Raw genomic sequence first — 17,798 nt, forward strand, 5'->3', positions numbered from 1 at the left:
CCGCCGCAACGGACCGGGCGGGCGGGCCCCTCCCGTGGCCGCGGCCGCGGTAAAGCCGTTCCTGGTGCCGCTCCCGGTGCCCCTTCTGCCGTCACCGCGATGAGTTTCGCCCGGCGCGCGAGTCCCTTCTGGTGACCGCCGGCGCACGCCGACGCATGCCGTACGGCGCCGCCCGGCACCGGACACCCCTGGAGGACACCATGACGACCTCGCCCGACGACCCGACCCGCCCGCCCATCGTGGACATGGACACCTGGCAGACCGCCCGCGACGCGCTGCTGGTCCGCGAGAAGGCCCACACCCGCGAGGGCGACGCGATCGCCGCGGCCCGCCGCCGGCTGCCGATGGTGGAGTTCGACGGGACCGTCAAGGTCGTCGGCCCCGACGGCCCGGTCCCCTTCCTCGACCTGTTCCAGGGCCGCGACGAGCTGCTGGTCTACAAGCACATGTGGTGGGACGGCGCGCCGCACCAGGGCCAGTGCGAGGGCTGCACCGTCTCCGCCTGGCACCTGAAGGACGCCGTCTATCTGAACGCCCGCGGTGTCTCGTTCGCCATCCTGACGCCGGGCCGGTGGGACGAGGTGGCCCCCTTCGTCGAGTTCATGGGCTACACCCAGCCCTGGTACTCGGTGCGCGACGTGGCCGAACCGATCGGCGGGGCGATGGGCCACCTCACCGCCTATCTGCGCGACGGCGACCGCACGTTCCTCACCTACTCCACGACCGGCCGCGGCACCGAGGCCGCGAGCGGGTCCTTCGACCTGCTCGACATGACCCCCTACGGCCGCGGCGAGGCGTGGCAGGACAACCCGGAGGGCCGGCCCGAAGGCCACGGGCCCTGCTGGTACTGGCGCACGGATGTCGACGGGAACGCCACCTGGGGCCCGACCGGCCGCCCCACCCCGCAGTGGACCCGGCCCGGCGCGACCCCCGAGGAGAGCCTCGGCCGCGAGGGGCAGCACCACTGACGCGCGCGCTGTCCGGGAGGGAGCGGTGCGGCCGGTCCGGCTCACCGCTCCCAGGACGACGCTCGTATCCGCACCGGGGCCGTGACGTGCCGTGCCGCGTGTTGCTGTGCCGCGTGTTGCCGGGCCGTGCCGGGCCGTGCCGGGTCGTGACGTGCCGTCAGGCGTTCACGCTTCGTCCTCCGAGGAGTCGGACAGGTAGGGCTCGTCGCCGCGGTGCGGAGGGTTCAGCCGGTGGGTGCTGCCCTTCTCGGTGATGCCGAGGAGGACGTCGTCCTCGACCTGGTGACCGCTGCTCTCCACCTTCTGCTTCATCGCGGCCTTCGCCTCCGCGTTGTCGACCATCCACGCCGGCATCCTCCAGTTCGGGAAGAAGCCGCCGTGGCTGCCCGACGTCACGATCCGGTACCCGAGCGCGTTGGCGATGTGGGTGTTGAAGACGGCGTGCGCCCAGTGGCAGGCGATGCAGTCCCGCTTCCGGCCGCCGATGGGCCAGTCCTGAAGCTCCCCGGGGCGCGGGTTCGGCCGTTCCCGCATGGACCTGGCGACCGCGTCCAGCAGCGCCATCTCGCCGTGGACCTTCGCTTGCTTGGGTCCGGGGGCCTTCACGGTGTTGTGCCACGTCAGGCTCTCGGGGTCCGCCACGGCCTTCTTGATGGCGTCGAGATGCGCGTGCGCCGTCGTGTCGCCGGTTTCGGTGTGCCGCTTGCCGTATCCGCCGCTGAGCAGGGCCGCGAGCTTCTTCTCGTCGTGACCGCCCGGGCCTGCCAGCGCCTCCGTCAGGCGGCCCAGCGCGGCATCCCGTTTCCCTTGGGACATGCCGGTGTTGCCCGCGATGTGCACCTTCCCGTCGATGACGGTCAGCGCCAGGTGGGGGGTTCCGGCCCGGCCCAGGGGCAGGCCCCCGTCGTCCGCGTAGTGCGCCCCCATCATGACCCGGGCCACCCGGTTGAGCATGCGGGTGGGGACGTCCAGCTCCGAGTGGACCTCCTGCCCGGCCGCCAGGTCGAGGTCCGGCGCCGTCACCTGTCCCGGGCTCGGCCGCTTCTGCCGTTCCCCGGTGGCCGGCCCGGCAGCCCGCTGCACCGCGGCCCCGTCCGCCCGCCCGCCGTACCGGTCCTGCCGGTCCTTCTGGTCCGCGTCTTCCGCCCAGGGGTGCCCGGCCTCGCGCAGCATCTGCACGACGGCGGCGTTGCCGGCGGCGGGTTGCAGGGCGAGCAGCGCATGCCGCGGCCGCCGCGTCCCGCCCGCGGGTGAGCGGCTGACGCCCCGGCGTTCTTCGGTCGCCATGTCGGCGTGGTCGCGCATGCGTGATCCCCTCGTGAAGCACCTCCCCTCCTTACTAGGCGTACGACGCCACGCCGTCCAGGTATGCAGGGGCAGAAGCCGATGGCTGTACGGGCAGGCCTTCCCGGCGCGACCCCGCCGTACGGGGAGCCGCGCCTGCTACACGTCGTCCAGGTCCGCTCCGAAGGTGACGTCCAACTCACCGGCGAGCGCGTCGGCCAGCTGAGGCATCTGCACGCGGTCGATGATCACCCGTTTGAGCGCCGAGACGCCGCGCACCGCGGAGAGGTCGTTGCCCCGTAGGTCCAGGCCGCGGTAGGTTCCGTCGCCGAACTCGGTCAGCCGCAGATCGCAGTCGTCGAACAGGGCGGCGCGCAGATCGCTCCCGATGAACGCGGCCTCGCGGAGCGAGCACCCGGAGAAGATCACGGGACCCAGGGCACGTACGCGGGCGAAGGTGGCGTAGTCGAGCTTGCACTTCTCGAAGAGGACGTTGTCGAGGGCCAGCCCCTCCAGGGCTGCGCCCATCAGCCGGCACTCTCGGAAGACGATCCGGGAGAGCTTGCTGCCGGTCCAGCTCAGGGCCGGCAGTTCGCAGCAGCTGAACTCGACCGAGTCCGCCCTCACCGCGTCCAGTCGCGTGCGCTCGGCAGTGCACCCGCTCACTCGCCCCTCCACCAACTGCGCACCGGCCAGATCGAGTTCGCGCACCTTCGCGTCGGCGTAGCGGAACCCGGTGACCCGCCCGTGCATGTCTTCCAGCGACGTCACGTCGGACAGGGCGAGTCCGGGCTCGTCCAGCGACGGGAGAGCGACCTTCGTGCGGCGGATCGTACGGGTGTCCATCACGCTGCCTTCCCCTGAGAAGCCGTACTCGTGCCGTCGACGGCGGCCCACCCGGCAGCGAATCCGCCGGCAACGGCAGGTCAGCTCCTCTTGCTCCAGTTGTCCCAGGTGGGCCTGTTGTCGAAGGGCGCTGGGCTCTTCGCCCAGTTGTCCCAGGTGGGTCGGTTGTCCCACGATGCCTCCACGATCGCGGGTGCGGAGACCTCATGAGCGGAGATCAGGTCCATCACGGCGGACGTGTCGGACGCGGCCAGTCGTTCCAGGAGGGTCATGCTGCATCTTCCTCCGCTGCGAGGACGGACAGGGCCGTGACCAGCGCCTGCCGGGAGACCCGGCAGTAGTTGGTCGCGGTGGTTGCGAGGCTGCCGTTCTCGAAATACCGGTTGGCAGCTTGAGCGCCTCGGCAGAAGTCGAAGAATTCGCAGCCGGATCGGCAGCGGTCCAGGCCGGTGAGGAACTCCTGGACGTAGTGCAGCCGGTGCGCGCCGCGGAGGATCTCGGTCAGCGGCTGTTCCAGGATGCTGCCGGCCAGGAAGCCGCCGTAAGCGGGGTCGGGAGTGTCTCCGAGTTCCGGAGAGAGCAGCACCACGTCTCCCGCGGCGGATACGGTCGGGATGGGGTCGAGCCGGCGACGGTCCCACTCGGCGTGCTGTCCGGCGCGTATCAACCGGAGGTATTCGGAGAGCCTTTCGAGCTCCCGTACTTTCAGCCGGCCGCCGTGATGCCGCGTCCAGATGAGGGTGCGACGCCAGAACTCTTCGGCCTGTTGCGGGGTGGGTGAACGTCGCTCGGCGTTGACGCCCTCGATCTCCTCGAAGTTGACGCCCGCCGATTCACACCCCAGGCCCGCCAGGAACTCCAGTAGTTCCTCCGGCGTCGCTGTGTTCTCGGCGCCGACCACCGAGATCACGGAGAACGGGACGCATCGCTCGCGCAGCCGGTTGATGCCTCGAAGGATGCGGTCGAAAGCCGGCCGTCCGCGGAGGTCGACACGCCCGGCGTTCGCCGCGGCCGGGCCGTCGATGCTCACCCCCACCCGAATGTCGTGGGCACTGATCAGATCACACCATGTGTCGGTGACCAGGGTGGCGTTGGTCTGCACGTAGTGGCGGACACGGCCGGCACGGCGCATGTCCTCGAAGGGACTGAGCAGCGTGGTGAACGTCTTCGGCCCCACGGCCAGCGGTTCGCCGCCATGCCAGACGATCCCCAGGGGCGGGCCGCCGGAGGCCAGCGGTGCGACCGACTCCGCCAGGGTCCGGGCGACCTCCGGGGTCATCGTGCGGTGGAGCTTGCGGAAGGGCAGGTAGCAGTACGCGCAGTCGAGGTTGCACCAGGTGGTGGGCTGAACCACCACGGTCTGCGGGGCTGCGAACCACTGGTTGTAGCGGGAACGCCAGACGGATGTGTCGGTACGCATCGCGGTCCTTCCCCTGCGGTGACGGAGACCTCGCCCTGTCCCGAGGCGCATCGGGACGGGCAGGGGTCAAGCATCCGGCGGTCCATGACGTCGACCCGGTGACATCGCGATGTCACCGACCATGACGTGTCATCGGCCATCGCTGACAGCGTGCCCAAGCCGGTTGCCTGACAGATGAGTTCGGCCGGATGGGGTGGGCTATCGTGGCGAACGTGCCTCGCTCGATTCTGATCCAGGACGGCCAGACGATCCGCGACACCGGATTCGTCTACATCTGCTCGGGCTATCTCGTCGAGCACGGCAAGGTGCTGCTCGTCCACCACAACCGATTCGACAAGTGGGTTCCGCCCGGTGGCCACATCGAGCCCGGCGAGTCATTCGCCGGAACGGCGGTACGCGAGTTCAAAGAGGAGACCGGTCTTCTCGTGGAGGCCATCTCCAGCCAGCCGGCGATCCATGCCGCCGACGCCAACGCCACTCCAGAGCCGGTGCCGTTCTACGCGGACATCGAGCGCGAGGGCTTCGCCGCTCCCGCCCTTGTCCAGTTCTTCTTCGTGCGCCGTCAAGCCGGATCGGATGAGCAGGTCGTGGAGGCGCAACTCGACGAAGTGCACAGTGCGGCCTGGTTCGGCCTGGACGACATCGACATGTTGCGGACGTTCGATCAGGTGCGCTCTCTGGCTCGTTTCGCGCTGCTGAACCACCCGGACGCCGCCGGACGCACGTGACCGTAGGGGCGTGGCTACCGTCCGGCGAGCCGGTATCCCTTCCCGATCCCGTCCGCGGACGTTGCCGCGCACAAACGTATCGGGGTGTCGCCGAACGCTGTGGACACCGCCTGATTGAGGCGCTGGACGTACTTGGGCACCGAGGACGGGGCGACGAACAGGGCCTCGGCGATCCGGTGGGTCGGAAGACCTCCGGCGGGCCCGTCGTGCAGGACCTTCACCAGGTCGAAGAGACGCTGGGAGAGCTCGCACCGCACCGGTGACTCGCGGTCGGGTACGCCGAGGACGATCGTGCCTCCGGCGCCCAGCACGACACTCGTGATCCGAATCTCCGCGGTGATGACCTTGTCGCTGCCGCCGGGGGCGTCCAGTCCGATACGCGCCAGACGGTCGATGGCGGCCCGGTAGGCACAGACCGTGCTGTACACGGCGCGGACGGTGGCACGCCTGCCGGAAGCCCCTGGTTCGTTCCACATCCCGGCCTCGGCGTCCCACAACTCGTCCATCAACCGCCACGCCCTGGACAACCGGGGATCACGCGGATTCGAGCCGGCTCGGACGACGGCCTCCGCCCCCAACGCGTATGCCATGTGTTCCCACGCGGTGCCCTGGACGTCCTTGTCGTCCTCGACGAAGGTCTCCCAGCGGTGGTGATTGCGCAGGAGCCACTGCCGGGCCTCGGTGACCACCTCCGGCAGTCGCCTGAGTCGGACCTCCCCGTGCACCCCGCCGGACTCCTGCGGCTCGTCCGGGTAGGTGGGCGTGTTGTCCGCACCGGTGCCGGAGCAGACCGAGGAGAGCGCCAGTAGGCACAGCGCGGTCTTGCTCGGGCTCGGTTCGGTGTCCACGTAGGTGCGCCAGCCCCATGCGCCGCTCGGGCGGCGGTGGTAGAGCAGGCCGTGTACGCCGTGCGAGATCATCGACTCGGTCCGCTTCAGCAACGAGGTGGTGTCCACTCCGGGAGCGACCGGGAGGCCGGGGCCGAACTCGTGAAGGGTGTCCCGAAGACGGGCGAGGGCACGAAGGGCGAGTGCGGTCTGGTGCAGTGAGGTGTCGTCGAGGCCGAGCACTTCCGGCCAGCCGTGATCGACCCGGTGATCCTCAAGCCAGTCCGCGCACCAGGACACCGCCTCGGCCACGCCGTCATGGTGAAAGAACCGTGGATGAGCCAACAGACCGGTCAGGCCGAAGGCGACGAAGCGGGTGTGCTCACCCCGGCCGCCCTTCTGACGAGGCCGACAGTGTTCCGGGACCGCGGTGGTCAGGAATCCGAGTGCTTGACGGACCGGTTGGCCGGCCACCCCGACGGCTCGGAGTACCTGCAACACCTCGCTGGTGTTGACGATCGAGGACACGGATGTGAGCGTCAGCCCCCACCCTCCGTCGTAGCCCTGGCTGTGCAGCAGGGTCCGCGCGGCTTGCCCGGCTTTCGTGTCGAACGATCCGAAGCCCTCGCGCGCCTTCTTCACGACCGACCTCCGCTGCCGCACACGGATCTTCCGGACATGACGTACCCAACTCCCTTTCCACAGAAGCCGCTTCGCACAGGAGTGGCTGAGTTGTGACCGGTGGGCACGAGGGGGCGTCGTCCTGTCCGTCCGGCCCGAACGGATTCCCGCCGGGCGCCCCGTTTCGTCGCGGGCATTCACATATCCAGTTTACCTGCGCAGGTAAACTGGACAACCTGGGCTGATGATCCTACGGTGGAACCCATGAACGGAGATCACGCACCCTCGTCCTCGGCCGTTCGCGCCTCGCAGGAGGTGCGGGCGGTCATCGGGCGGCTGCGGCGCCGTATCCGGGCGGCCTCGGGTGCCGACGGCGTCAGCTTCACCCAGCTGTCGGTGCTCGCCCGGCTCATCGACAACGACGGGCTCACCACGAGTGACCTCGCCGCGATCGAGGGCATGCGGCACCAGTCGATGGCGACCGTCGTCGCCGGGCTGGCCGACCAGGGCATGGTGGAGCGCCGCCGCGACCCCGGCGACGGTCGCCGGCTGCTGATCGCGCTCACCGCGGAGGGGCGCCGGCAGGCGGAGGGGGACCGGCAGGCGCGCGGCGAGTGGCTCGCCGCCGAACTGGAGGAGAAGTGCACCGAGGAGGAGCGGCAGACCGTGATCGCGGCGATGTCCGTACTGGAGCGGCTCGTCCATGACTGACCAGACCACCGCCGCCGCTCCCGGCGACACCGCGAAGGAGGGCTTCGACCGACGGCTCATCCCCCCGATGATGCTGGGGTCGGTGCTGAACCCGATCAACTCGACCATCGTCGCGGTCGCCCTCGTGCCCATCGGCAAGGCGTTCGGGGCGCCGCCGTCGCAGACCGCCTGGCTGGTCTCGGCGCTCTACCTGGCCACCGCCCTGGGGCAGCCGATCGTCGGGCGGCTGATCGACCTGTTCGGCCCGCGCCGGCTGTTCCTGCTGAGCACCAGCCTGGTCGGCGTCGCCGGTGTCGTCGGCACGCTCGCCCCCGACCTCGGGGTGCTGATCGGCGCGCGGGTCGTGCTCGGGTTCGGCACCTGCGCGGGCTACCCCGCCGCCATGGCGCTGCTGCGCAGCGAGGCCAAGCGGACCGGGCACGACAGCCCCGCGGGCGTGCTGACCATGCTGGCGGTCGCCAACCAGACCATCGCCGTGATCGGCCCGCTGCTGGGCGGCGCGCTGATCGGTCTGGGCGGCTGGCGCGCGACCTTCGCGCTCAACATCCCGCTGGCCGTGGTCGCGGTCGCCCTCGGCGCGCTGCGGCTGCCCAAGGAGCCGAGCACCCGCACGGTGGACCGCGGCGAGCTGGCCGCGATGATCGACCTGCCGGGCATGGGCCTGTTCGCGGCCATGCTCTTCTCGCTGCTGATGTTCCTGATGAACCTGCACGCCGCCAACTGGTACCTGCCGGTGATCACCGTCGCCGCCGGAGCCGCCTTCGCGTCAAGGGAGTTGCGCGCGCCGACACCCTTCATCGACCTGCGGGTGCTCGGCGGCAACGCGCCGCTGCTGGGCACCTACGGCAGGGCGCTGGTCGCCTACGTCGTGTCGTACGCCTTCCTCTACGGGTTCACGCAGTGGACGGAGGAGAGCTACGGCCTGTCGCCCTTCCACGCCGGGCTGGTGCAGATACCGATGTTCCTGGTGGGGATAGCCGTGTCCGTCACCGTCGGGCGGCGCAACGGGGTGTTCGCCAAGCTGATGCTCGGTGCCGCCGGGCAGATCGCCGCGTGCGCGCTGATGCTGGGCCTGACCGCGGCGAGCCCGGTGTGGATGCTGCTGCTGATCGCGGTGGTCTTCGGGGTGCCGCAGGGCTCCAACAGCCTGGCACTGCAGAACTCCGTGTACTTCCAGGCCGATCCGCAGCGCACCGGGTCCTCGGCGGGCCTGCTGCGGACCTTCGGGTACCTGGGCTCGATGGTCGCGTCGTCCGCGACCGCGGCGTCCTTCGGGCAGCGCGCGAGCACCGGCGGGATGCACCACCTGGCGTGGCTCATGCTCGGCGCCGGGGTGCTGTACCTGCTCATCACCGTCTTCGACCGAAGCCTGCGACGCCTCTCGGTCGACCCTTCCGACCCGTCATGAAAGGCACCACCGTGTCCCGTACCGCCCTGCTCGCCATGGACCTCCAGGTCGCCACCGCCCGTATCGCTCCCGACGGCTATCTGCCGCGCGTCGTCAGGACGTTGGAGACGGCCCGCGCCGCCGGGGTGCTCGTCGTCCACGTCGCCCTGCGACTGCGGCCCGGCCACGTGGACGTGCACCCCCGCAACAAGCTCTTCGGCGCCCTGCCGGCCGACCGGTTCACCCCCGACGACCCCGCTGTCGCCATCCACCCGGACATCGCCCCGCGCGGCGACGAGATCGTGGTCCACAAGAACCGCATCAGCGCTTTCGCCGGCAACGACCTCCGGCAGATCCTCGACGCGCAGGACGTCGACCACCTCGTTCTGATCGGCATCGCCACCAGCGGCATCGTGCTGTCCACCGCCCTCCAGGCGATCGACCTGGACTACCAGGTCACCGTCCTCTCCGACGCCTGCGCCGACTCCGACCCCGAGCTCCACGACGTTCTGCTCACCAAGCTCCTCAACCGCCGCGGCGACGTCCTCACCACGGAGGAGTGGGCAGCCACCCTGGCGTGACGCCCGAGGGCGCGCCGGCCGCGGAATGCCCGACCCGGCGCACCCCGGCTACGCGCGCTTCTGCATCCGGCCGCAGCCCGGCGGCGGGCCGACCCACGCCGAGGCGACCCCGCGCTCGCCGCACGGCACGATCGGCAGCAGCTGGCGCGACGCCGGGAAGGGCCTGGTCATGCAGGTCACGGTGCCCCGCAGCAGCACCGCGACGATCTACGTCCCCGCCACCTCGGCGCACCAGGTCACGGCCTCGGCGGGGGCCCGTCCCGCCCAGTGGGCCGACGGCCACGCCGCTTGCACGGTGGCAGCAGGCCACTACACCTTCCGGGTCCGCGGCTGAGCGGTAGCGGGTCCGCGACCGGGCCGTGGCACCGCGTGACCAGGCCGCCCCGGGCGGGCCCGCTGTTGGGGGAGTGTTCGGCCGGTGGCCTCCGCAGGGCCGTCCTGCGGTGCGGGAACGATCTCTAGCGTGACGCCGTTCGAATCCTCACCTTTGGAGTAGAGATGCACGGCTCACCCGACGACGCGCCCGGGGCGCACGAGACGAACGACGGCCAGGACGGCCACGGCGAGGGGTGTTCCTGCCCGCGCACCGCGGACCTGGACGGCACCGGTCTCGCCGCGTCGAGCCGCCGCACCTTCCTGCGCGGCGCCGGTGTGATCAGCGCGGGCGCGGCCGCGGCGGGACTGCTCGGCGCGGCGCCCGCGTACGCCGCCGGCGAGGCGAAGGGCGCCGCGAAGGGCGGCGGCAAGGACGACGACCCCTACGGCCGGACGTCGATGACGCCCGCGCCGCGCGGCAAGTGGAGCCCGGACCCGGACGACCCGCGGTTCACCGTCGTGGTGATGCCCGACACCCAGTACATGTTCGACCAGGACCGCATCCACCCGGTGCCGGTCGAGGCGTCGTTCCGCTACGTCCTGGACCCGGCCGGCCGCGCGGGCGGCAACGACGAGAACATCGTCTTCCTGGCGCACCTCGGCGACGTCACCCAGAACGGCCTGACCGAGGAGTACGCCGCGGCCACCAAGGTCTTCGACCTGCTGGACCGGGCCGGGGCGTCGTACGGCGTGCTCGCCGGCAACCACGACGTCTCCGACACCGACCAGCGCGGCTCCACCCCGTACCTGAAGACCTTCAGCCCGGCGCGGGCCAAGCGGTCGCCCAGCTACCACTCCTCCAGCCCCGACGGCTACAACACCTGCCACATCTTCAAGGCCGGCGGCCGGTCCTGGATGCTGCTCTCGCTGGACTGGCGGCTGTCGGAGCAGGGCTTCGCCTGGGCGAACTCGGTCATCAAGGCGAACCCGAAGATCCCGGTGATCGTGACCACCCACGAGATCGTCAACGCCGACGACAGCAGCGAGGCGTCGCTGTCCGAGTACGGGCAGCAGCTGTGGGACGGCCTGATCAAGGACAACGACCAGATCTTCCTGACCCTCAACGGCCACTTCTGGCCGCCCGGCAGCACCGTGCTGAAGAACAGCGCCGGCAACGACGTGCACCTGCACATCACCAACTACCAGGACCGGTACTACGGCGGCGCGGGCATGATCCGCTCCTACCGCTTCGACCTGAACCGCGGGGTGATCGACGTCGCGACCTTCTCGCCGTGGATTCGCGAGCTCGCGGCCAAGGGCGAGCTGAACGAACTGGCCGCGAAGGAGATCGAACTGACCTCGCCGGTCGACTACTTCTCCGTCGCGATCGACTTCGAGCAGCGGTTCGCGGGCTTCGCGCCGGTGCCGTCGCGCGCCGCCCGCCCGGCGCGGCGGATGCTGGTGCCCGGCACGCTGGCGTACTGGCGCTTCGACGAGGGCGGCAAGGCCGGCAAGGACGTGGCCGCCGGGACCGTGGTCAAGGACCAGGCGGGCCACGGCAACGACCTGGAGCTGCGGAGCGTTCCGGGCACCGCCGCACACGCGCTGACCTGGACCGAAGACCACCACCCCGACCAGCCCGGCCACGGCAGCCTGGTCTTCGCCGGTCAGGGCAACCCGGTCACCGGGGCGTACTTCCGGACCGTCGACGGCGCGCCGATCAACGCCCGGACCTTCGCCCGCGGCTACACCTTCGAGATGTTCTTCAAGGTGCCCGCCGACTGGGACGGCGGCCGCAACGGCTGGTCGTCGATGCTCAGCCGCAGCGGCAGCGCCGGGAAGGCGGGCAAGAACGGCCCCGCGGCGACCGCCGAGGAGCCGGTGCTGACGCTCAGCCTCTCCAGCGGGATCGAACTCCAGTGGAACGTCTACCCGCTCAACCAGACCGGTGCGGCCACCAACTGGAGCCACCTGCTCCAGCAGGAGGAGTGGTGGCACGTCGCGGTCGTCAACGACGGGCGGATCACCAAGCTCTACGTCAACGGGTGCGAGGAGGGCCGCAACCCCAACAGCACCAACATCGGTCTCACCTCCCTCGACCTGCCCTTCCTGCTGGGCGGTTACGAGTGGGACGGCGCGATCAACCAGGTCTTCCACGGCTCGATCGGCGATGTGCGCATCGTGGACCGGGCGCTGCCGCCGAGCAGCTTCATGAACGCCTGAGCCTCGACGCCTGAGCTTCGACGCCTGAGCTTCGACGCCCGAGCCTCAGCGCCCGAGCCTCGACGCCCGGCCCTCCCCGCGGACGGCCGCTCCGGCGGCGGCGCGGACGAACCCGCCCCGCCGCCGGAGCGGCGCCTGCCCCCGGCTGTAGCCCCCGCACCTGCCCCCGGCGGCAGCCCCATACGTCTCTGACCAGCGACAACGCCATGCAGGGCTGCTCCTGGTCGATCGCAGTGCTTGAATGGACCGTCGTTCCGGCTGAGCAAGGAGAAACGCTGTGCCTCTGGTGTCTGTCGTGATGCCCGTGTACAACTCGGCTGCCACGCTCGGCGCGGCCGTCCGGTCGGTGCTCACGCAGACCCACACCGATCTGGAGCTACTGGCCACCGACGACCAGTCGTCCGACGACTCCATGGACCTGCTGAGGGAGTTCGCCCGGCAGGACGAGCGCGTGCGGCCGCAGACGGCACCCGAGCGGGGCGGCGCCGGCCGGGCCCGCAACCTCGCCATGGAGCGGGCCCAGGGGGACTACATCGCCTTCCTCGACAGCGACGACATGTGGCTGCCGGAGAAGACGGAGCGGCAGCTCGCCTTCGCGGCGGCCGGTAGCGCGCCGCTGACGTTCACCTCGTACTTCAAGATGGACGCCGACCACGACGGCGAGAGCGTCGACTTCGTCCCGAACGGACGCGTCGTCCGCGCGCGGGAGCACGTGGACTACCGCGCGATGCTGATCCAGGACCACATCGGTGCCCTCACCGCCATGTACGACCGCAACGTGCTGGGCACGAGGCTGATGCCGGAGATGCGCAAGCGGCAGGACTACGCCCTGTGGCTGTCGATCATGCGCGACGGCGCCGACGCCCGGGGCCTGGCCGAGCCGCTTGCCGTGTACCGGGCCCACCAGGCGGGTTCGCTGTCGTCCAACAAGCTGTCGCTCGTCCCGTACAACTGGGAGCTGTACCGCGAGCACGAAGGACTGTCGGTCCCGCGGGCGACGCGGGCGCTGACCGGCGCGGTGTGGCAGTCGCTGCGCAACTCGCGGATCTGATCCTTTCCGGTCGGGGCGCTAGCTCGCCTCGACCGCGGGCTTGAGGACGTCCCGCATCCACTGGCGGTAGGTCGTGGGTGCGGTGTTCTCCGGGGTGCGGGCGACCGCGTGGTCCAGGCCGCGCTCCTTGGCGATGTCCATGTCGATCAGGCTCTGGGCCATCGCCTCGGAGAAGCCGTAGCCGACGAACTGCTTCCGGTCCTGGTCGCGGTCGCCCCGCTCGTAGCGGACCGGGGTGCCGAGCACCTCGGAGGCGAGGGCGGCGACCTCGTCGAAGGTCAGGTCGTCGGGGCCGAGGAGGTCGAGGGTGTCCTGCCCGGTCCAGCCGCGGTCCCGCAGCAGGCGGGCGGCGCGGTCGGCGATGTCGCGGGTGGCGGTGAAGGGCAGCTTGAGGTCGCCGGGGATCGTGCCGGCGATCACCCCGCGCTGCCTGATCAGGTCCACCTGCCGGGTCAGGTTGTCCATGAAGGTCGGCATGGCCAGCGCCCGGAAGTGCACGCCGGTGCTGCGGATCAGGTCCTCCATGGCCAGCGACCCGGAGACGTGGCCCGCGTAGAGCTGCGTGCCCCGGCCGAGCGCCGAGACGGTGACGACGCGCTGCACGCCGTGCCGCACGACCGCGTCGGCGAAGGGGATGCTGAAGGTGACGTAGGCGTCGTAGACGCTCGGCGCGCGCACGTCCGCCGGGACCAGCCAGAACACGGTGTCCGCCCCGTCCAGCGCGCGGTCCACCACGTCCCGCTCCCGGTGCGACCCGGTCACCACCTCCACCCGGCCCCGAATCCCGGCCGGCAGCCGGTCCGGGTCGCGGACCACGACCCGGACGTCCTCGCCGTGCTCCAGCAGGTCCGCCAGGACCCGGCTGCCGATGTGCCCCGTCGGTGCGGTGACAACGATCATGATGCGGCCTCCTGCTCGCTCGAAGTAAACTCTACCGTACCGTTTACTTCGACGCCGGGCAAGATCGGCGGCCCGCTCGCCGCCGCGTCGGGAGATCCGCTCAACCCCGCTGGTTCTCCCGCGCCTTGAGGCCGATCTGCCAGCGGTAGAAGCTCATCGCCAGCGCGTAGTCCAGGCCGGCGCGGCCGTCGAGGAAGCCGCGCCGGTAGACGTAGGCGTAGGCGAAGGAGACCAGCGGTTTGAACGGCGCCTGGTGGAAGAGCTGCCCCTGGCGGGACTTGACCTTGCGGATGGCCTCCTTCACCGAGGGGTTGAGTTCGAGCCACGCCTCCCAGTCGGAGTAGCGGTTGTGCCGGTCGAACCAGGTGCGCACCGGGTCGAGGTCCTCGTGCTCGATCGGGGCGCGCAACCGGGCCGCGGACGGCGCGACCGGCTGGTAGTGGCCCTCCTGCTCGCCCATCCCGGGGGCGTCGAGGTCGCCGAGTTCCGGGAAGTGGCAGCGGGTGCGGTCCAGCAGGACCCGCTTGACGATGGTGTGGCCGTGCCGCAGCCGCCGCCCGGCGAACCAGTAGCCCAGCGGGATGTCGAACGCGGCGACCGAGGGCGGTCCGGCCGCGAACACGGTCCGCAGCTCGCCCAGCAACTCGGGGCTGGGCGTCTCGTCGCCGTCGAGGAAGAGCAGCCACGGGATCTCGGTGCGCACCCGGTCCAGGCACCACTGCTTCTTCTTCGGATACCGGCCGTCCCAGGTGTAGTCGACCACCTGCGCGCCCAGCCGCGCCGCGATCTTGCAGGTGTCGTCGGTGCTGTGCGAGTCGACCACGACCACCGCCTCGACGTGGTCGATGACCGAGGAGACCGTACGGGCGATGTTCTCCGCCTCGTTCTTGGTGGGGATGACCACGACCAGCGGGAGCTTGTTCACGAGGTCCCTCCGGAGGGGGTGGGGGATGCGGTGGCGGAGCGGGCCGGTGCGGCGAGCGGGGGCAGCCAGGCGTAGCAGCCGCTGGAGGTGACCGTCTCCGCCGTGGCCGGCACCGTCAGCACGGCCTTCGCCGCGGTGCCGGTCGAACCCGAGGCGAGGGTCTTGCCGTGGGCGCCGGTCACCCGCCAGGTGCAACTGGGGGAGACGGCCGGCGCCTGGTAACGGCCGGGGGCGACGGACCTGCCGGCGACCGGTGCGGCGGCGACGGCGAAGCTGCCGTCGGCGAAGCCGCGCGCGGCCGCGTCGAGGACGTAGCGCTGGTCGGGGCACAGGGTGCGTACGGCCGCGGTGGCACCGGACCTGCTGATGTCGCCGGTGACGATGGCGCTGGCGGAGGCGGCCGGGTCGATCGCGGAGGTACGGGTCAGCCGTTCGCACACCTCCTGGCCGCCTTCGAGCACGGCGACCGGGTCGTCGCCCTTGGGCACCCGCCCGGACAGGTACTTCTTGTCCTTCGTGCTGAAGGAGCCGCCGCCGGGTGGGGTGAGCTGGTCGTCGGGCACCTTGGGGCCGTCGGCGGCGGAGCCGGGCGCCTCCGAGGAGTCGCTGGTGCTCGAACCGCCGCTCGCGGCCGGGCCGGTGGGGGCGCCGGCCGCCACGGACGGGCGGTGATCGGCCCCGCCCCCGTGCCCGCCGCTTCCGCAGCCGCCGAGCAGCGCCACCGCCGCCGTCACGAGGACGGCGGCGACGGCGGTGCGGCGTCGGACGCCGGTCACCCGGCGGTCCTGAGCGCGTAGTGGCTCGCGACCTGCGCGGCCGTCAGCACGGTCGGGTAGACCGCGGCCTCGTCGATCGAGCCGGCCAGGTCGTCGCTGGTGGGCCGGGTCGGCCAGCCGTTGAGGTTGTCACCGCCGACCCGCCAGTAGCCGGCGTACGCCTCGCTGCCGGTCATGGCCGTGTTCGACCCCTTGAGCACGCCGTCGACGTAGAGCTTCGAGCCGCCGGTGCCCTCGGTGGCGACCACGTGGTGCCAGACGCCGTTGTTGTACTTCGCCGAGGTGGTGATCGTCTGGACCTTGGGGGAGTTGATGCCGAAGACCAACTGCCCGCTGTTGAGCATGTAGATGTGCTTGTCGTAGTGGACGCTGGTCTGGGTGGGGTCGTTGCCGAAGCCGATGATCTTCCCGCCCTTGGTGGTCGTGGTCTTGAACCACGCCTCGACGCTGTACTGCTTCGGCTGCGGATGCTGCCGGTCGCTGTACGTCCACTGCGAGGTGCCGTTGAACGTGTACGCCTTGGAGCCCGGCACCGCGCCCGGTGTCACGCCGTGCACCGGGCCGCCGACGCTGACCCCGCTGTCGTCGGACGCCGAGGAGTCCGCCGTGTAGGAGCCGGACGCCGCGTCGTACCGCCAGTACAGCGTCGCGCCGTCGGCGAGCACCTTCGTCGGGTACGCCTCGGCCGAAGTCGGCACCGTCGCGGACGCGTTCGGCGACAGCGCGGTGGTGTTGGTGCCGTCGCTCGCCGAGACCCGGTAGGTGTACTTCACGCCCGGGGTGACGTCGGTGTCGGTGAAGGTGATCTGCGGGCGCACCCACGGAAGCGAGCTGCCGGTGGTGGTGTAGATCGGCGTGGTCGAGCCGTTGCGGTACACCCGGTAGGTCAGCAGGCTGTCGTCGAGGTCGAGGCTCGACTGCCAACTGACCTTCACCGACTTCGGGTTGATGCTGGTCACCGAGGTCTGCGGCAGGCTCGGGGCAGTGGTGTCCGGGGAGCTGGGGAAGCGGGTCAGGCCCTGCTGCGCGGTGCCGTTGACGGTGGTGAACTCCCCGCCGACCCACAGGTATTCGGTGGAGCCGACCGAGGAGAACGACATCACCCGCGGGCCGATCTGCTCGCCGATCCCGTCGTTGGTGTCGGGGAACCACGACACCAGGTGCGGGTCGCCGACCGGCTCGGCGAGCAGGTGCTTGCGCACCGAGTTCGGGTACTCGCCCATGCTGGAGCAGTCGTGGGCGTGGCTGCCGCTGTACAGCACGCTCTGGTAGACCGCGACCGTCTGGGTGGCCCCCAGGCAGTTGTCCCGCCAGACCTGGCTGAAGTCGGTGAGGCTGAAGCGGGCCCGGCCGTCGAAGACACCGCCGCCGGTGCCCTCGTTGCCGGTGTAGAAGCTGTTGCTCGCCGGGTCGACGTAGATGGTCTTGGTGACGGAGGCCGCGTCGAAGAAGCCGGTCGGGTACGCCTTCACCAGCGTGCCGCCGGTGGTGGCGTCGACGACCGCGAGGGAGTGCGAGTCGGCGCCGTCGACGGTGTTGAAGTCACCGCCGAGGATGGCGTCCTTGCCGTTCGGGGTCAGCGCGAGCGCCCGGCCGGGGTTGTCGACGTCGGGCGCCCACGGCAGCAGCGCGCCGTTGGCGGCGCTGACCGCCGCGTAGCGGTGCCGGGTGGCGCCGTCGACGGAGGTGACGTCGCCGCCGAAGTACACCGCGTCGTCGGTGGCCACGATGGTGCGCACCGTGCCGCTCACCGCCGGCCGGAAGGTGGTGCTGACGGCGCAGGTGGCCAGGTCGATCGCGGCCAGGCTGCTCACGCCGGTGCCGCCGGCCGAGCCGAAGAAGCCGCCCGCGTACAGCGTCTTGCCGTCGGGGGAGACCGCCAGCGCCCGTACCGTGGCGTTGTTCGAACCCACGGTGAACGCGGGCTGGCAGCCTGCCGGTTGGCCGGTGGCCGCGTTGAACGACGCGAAGTTCCCGGCCGCGGTCTCGCTGGTGCCGGCGGCGGCCCCCGGCGGGCGGATCGTGGAGAAGGTGCCGCCGGCGAAGACGTCGCCGCCGGACTGTGCCATCGCCCAGACGATGCCGTTGGTCTGGTAGGTGGGCAGGTTCCCGGCGGTGATGCCGACGGGTGGTTGCAGTGCGGTCGCCGGGGGCGGCCCCACGATCCCCAAAGCCGCGGCTGCCAAGGCGAGGGCAGCCGTCAACACCGGCCATCTGCGCATGCGTTGCTCTCCT

General features: G+C 70.9%; 17 protein-coding genes. 8 read left to right on the forward strand and 9 right to left on the reverse strand.

The window, feature by feature from the left end:
• Positions 1-200: 200 nt before the first annotated feature.
• Positions 201-968 (forward strand): DUF899 family protein, encoded by a 768-nt coding sequence (locus OG896_RS28950; protein WP_329370049.1) that lies wholly within the window; start codon positions 201-203, stop codon positions 966-968.
• Between the two features lie 165 nt (positions 969-1,133).
• On the opposite strand, the gene OG896_RS28955 is transcribed toward OG896_RS28950, so the two are convergent.
• From OG896_RS28955 to amcB, 4 genes are all read right to left on the reverse strand, one after another.
• A complete protein-coding gene (locus OG896_RS28955) occupies positions 1,134-2,273 on the reverse strand; it encodes a nucleic acid/nucleotide deaminase domain-containing protein (RefSeq protein WP_329370051.1) in 1,140 nt (379 codons plus the stop codon).
• A gap of 138 nt (positions 2,274-2,411) precedes the next feature.
• The gene (locus OG896_RS28960) at positions 2,412-3,098 is read right to left on the reverse strand and encodes a pentapeptide repeat-containing protein (RefSeq protein WP_329370053.1); all 687 of its coding nucleotides are present in this window, start codon (positions 3,096-3,098) and stop codon (positions 2,412-2,414) included.
• A gap of 80 nt (positions 3,099-3,178) precedes the next feature.
• Positions 3,179-3,370: a multiple cyclophane-containing RiPP AmcA gene (gene amcA / locus OG896_RS28965; protein ID WP_329370054.1), complete on the reverse strand. Its 192-nt coding sequence runs from the start codon at positions 3,368-3,370 to the stop codon at positions 3,179-3,181.
• Positions 3,367-4,518: a cyclophane-forming radical SAM peptide maturase AmcB gene (amcB, locus tag OG896_RS28970; protein WP_329370056.1), complete on the reverse strand. Its 1,152-nt coding sequence runs from the start codon at positions 4,516-4,518 to the stop codon at positions 3,367-3,369. The genes amcA and amcB overlap by 4 nt, the downstream gene beginning before the upstream one ends.
• A 203-nt stretch (positions 4,519-4,721) precedes the next feature.
• Between amcB and OG896_RS28975 the strand changes: the two genes are divergently transcribed.
• Positions 4,722-5,246 carry an NUDIX domain-containing protein gene (locus OG896_RS28975; RefSeq protein WP_329370058.1) on the forward strand — a complete coding sequence of 175 codons (525 nt, stop codon included), beginning with the start codon at positions 4,722-4,724 and terminating at the stop codon, positions 5,244-5,246.
• 14 nt (positions 5,247-5,260) lie between these two features.
• On the opposite strand, the gene OG896_RS28980 is transcribed toward OG896_RS28975, so the two are convergent.
• On the reverse strand, positions 5,261-6,715 hold the full coding sequence (locus OG896_RS28980; protein WP_329370059.1) for a hypothetical protein: 1,455 nt from the start codon (positions 6,713-6,715) through the stop codon (positions 5,261-5,263).
• 243 nt (positions 6,716-6,958) lie between these two features.
• Between OG896_RS28980 and OG896_RS28985 the strand changes: the two genes are divergently transcribed.
• From OG896_RS28985 to OG896_RS29010, 6 genes are all read left to right on the forward strand, one after another.
• Complete coding sequence (locus OG896_RS28985) at positions 6,959-7,405, forward strand: MarR family winged helix-turn-helix transcriptional regulator (RefSeq protein WP_329370060.1); 447 nt, start codon at positions 6,959-6,961, stop codon at positions 7,403-7,405.
• Positions 7,398-8,813 carry an MFS transporter gene (locus tag OG896_RS28990; RefSeq protein ID WP_329370062.1) on the forward strand — a complete coding sequence of 472 codons (1,416 nt, stop codon included), beginning with the start codon at positions 7,398-7,400 and terminating at the stop codon, positions 8,811-8,813. Before OG896_RS28985 ends, OG896_RS28990 begins: the two co-directional genes overlap by 8 nt.
• An 11-nt stretch (positions 8,814-8,824) precedes the next feature.
• Positions 8,825-9,373: a cysteine hydrolase family protein gene (locus OG896_RS28995; protein WP_329374349.1), complete on the forward strand. Its 549-nt coding sequence runs from the start codon at positions 8,825-8,827 to the stop codon at positions 9,371-9,373.
• Positions 9,374-9,398: 25 nt separating this feature from the next.
• Positions 9,399-9,707 carry an alpha-L-rhamnosidase C-terminal domain-containing protein gene (locus tag OG896_RS29000; RefSeq protein ID WP_329370063.1) on the forward strand — a complete coding sequence of 103 codons (309 nt, stop codon included), beginning with the start codon at positions 9,399-9,401 and terminating at the stop codon, positions 9,705-9,707.
• Positions 9,708-9,871: 164 nt separating this feature from the next.
• Positions 9,872-11,911, forward strand: coding sequence for a LamG-like jellyroll fold domain-containing protein (locus OG896_RS29005; protein ID WP_329370064.1), 2,040 nt, complete (start codon positions 9,872-9,874; stop codon positions 11,909-11,911).
• Between the two features lie 277 nt (positions 11,912-12,188).
• Positions 12,189-12,962 (forward strand): glycosyltransferase family 2 protein, encoded by a 774-nt coding sequence (locus OG896_RS29010; protein ID WP_329370066.1) that lies wholly within the window; start codon positions 12,189-12,191, stop codon positions 12,960-12,962.
• Positions 12,963-12,980: 18 nt separating this feature from the next.
• Here the strand turns inward: OG896_RS29010 and OG896_RS29015 are convergent, their stop codons facing one another.
• The 4 genes from OG896_RS29015 to OG896_RS29030 all read right to left on the reverse strand — a co-directional run bounded on the left by OG896_RS29015 (position 12,981) and on the right by OG896_RS29030 (position 17,785).
• The gene (locus tag OG896_RS29015) at positions 12,981-13,862 is read right to left on the reverse strand and encodes an NmrA family NAD(P)-binding protein (RefSeq protein WP_329370068.1); all 882 of its coding nucleotides are present in this window, start codon (positions 13,860-13,862) and stop codon (positions 12,981-12,983) included.
• A 100-nt stretch (positions 13,863-13,962) separates the two neighbouring features.
• Positions 13,963-14,787, reverse strand: coding sequence for a glycosyltransferase family 2 protein (locus tag OG896_RS29020; protein ID WP_329370070.1), 825 nt, complete (start codon positions 14,785-14,787; stop codon positions 13,963-13,965).
• Positions 14,784-15,563, reverse strand: coding sequence for a hypothetical protein (locus OG896_RS29025; RefSeq protein WP_329370071.1), 780 nt, complete (start codon positions 15,561-15,563; stop codon positions 14,784-14,786). The genes OG896_RS29020 and OG896_RS29025 overlap by 4 nt, the downstream gene beginning before the upstream one ends.
• Positions 15,560-17,785, reverse strand: coding sequence for a LamG-like jellyroll fold domain-containing protein (locus OG896_RS29030; RefSeq protein WP_329370072.1), 2,226 nt, complete (start codon positions 17,783-17,785; stop codon positions 15,560-15,562). The genes OG896_RS29025 and OG896_RS29030 overlap by 4 nt, the downstream gene beginning before the upstream one ends.
• Positions 17,786-17,798 lie beyond the last annotated feature (13 nt).

The organism is Streptomyces sp. NBC_00669 (genome assembly GCF_036226785.1).
Taxonomy (GTDB): Bacteria; Actinomycetota; Actinomycetes; order Streptomycetales; family Streptomycetaceae; genus Actinacidiphila.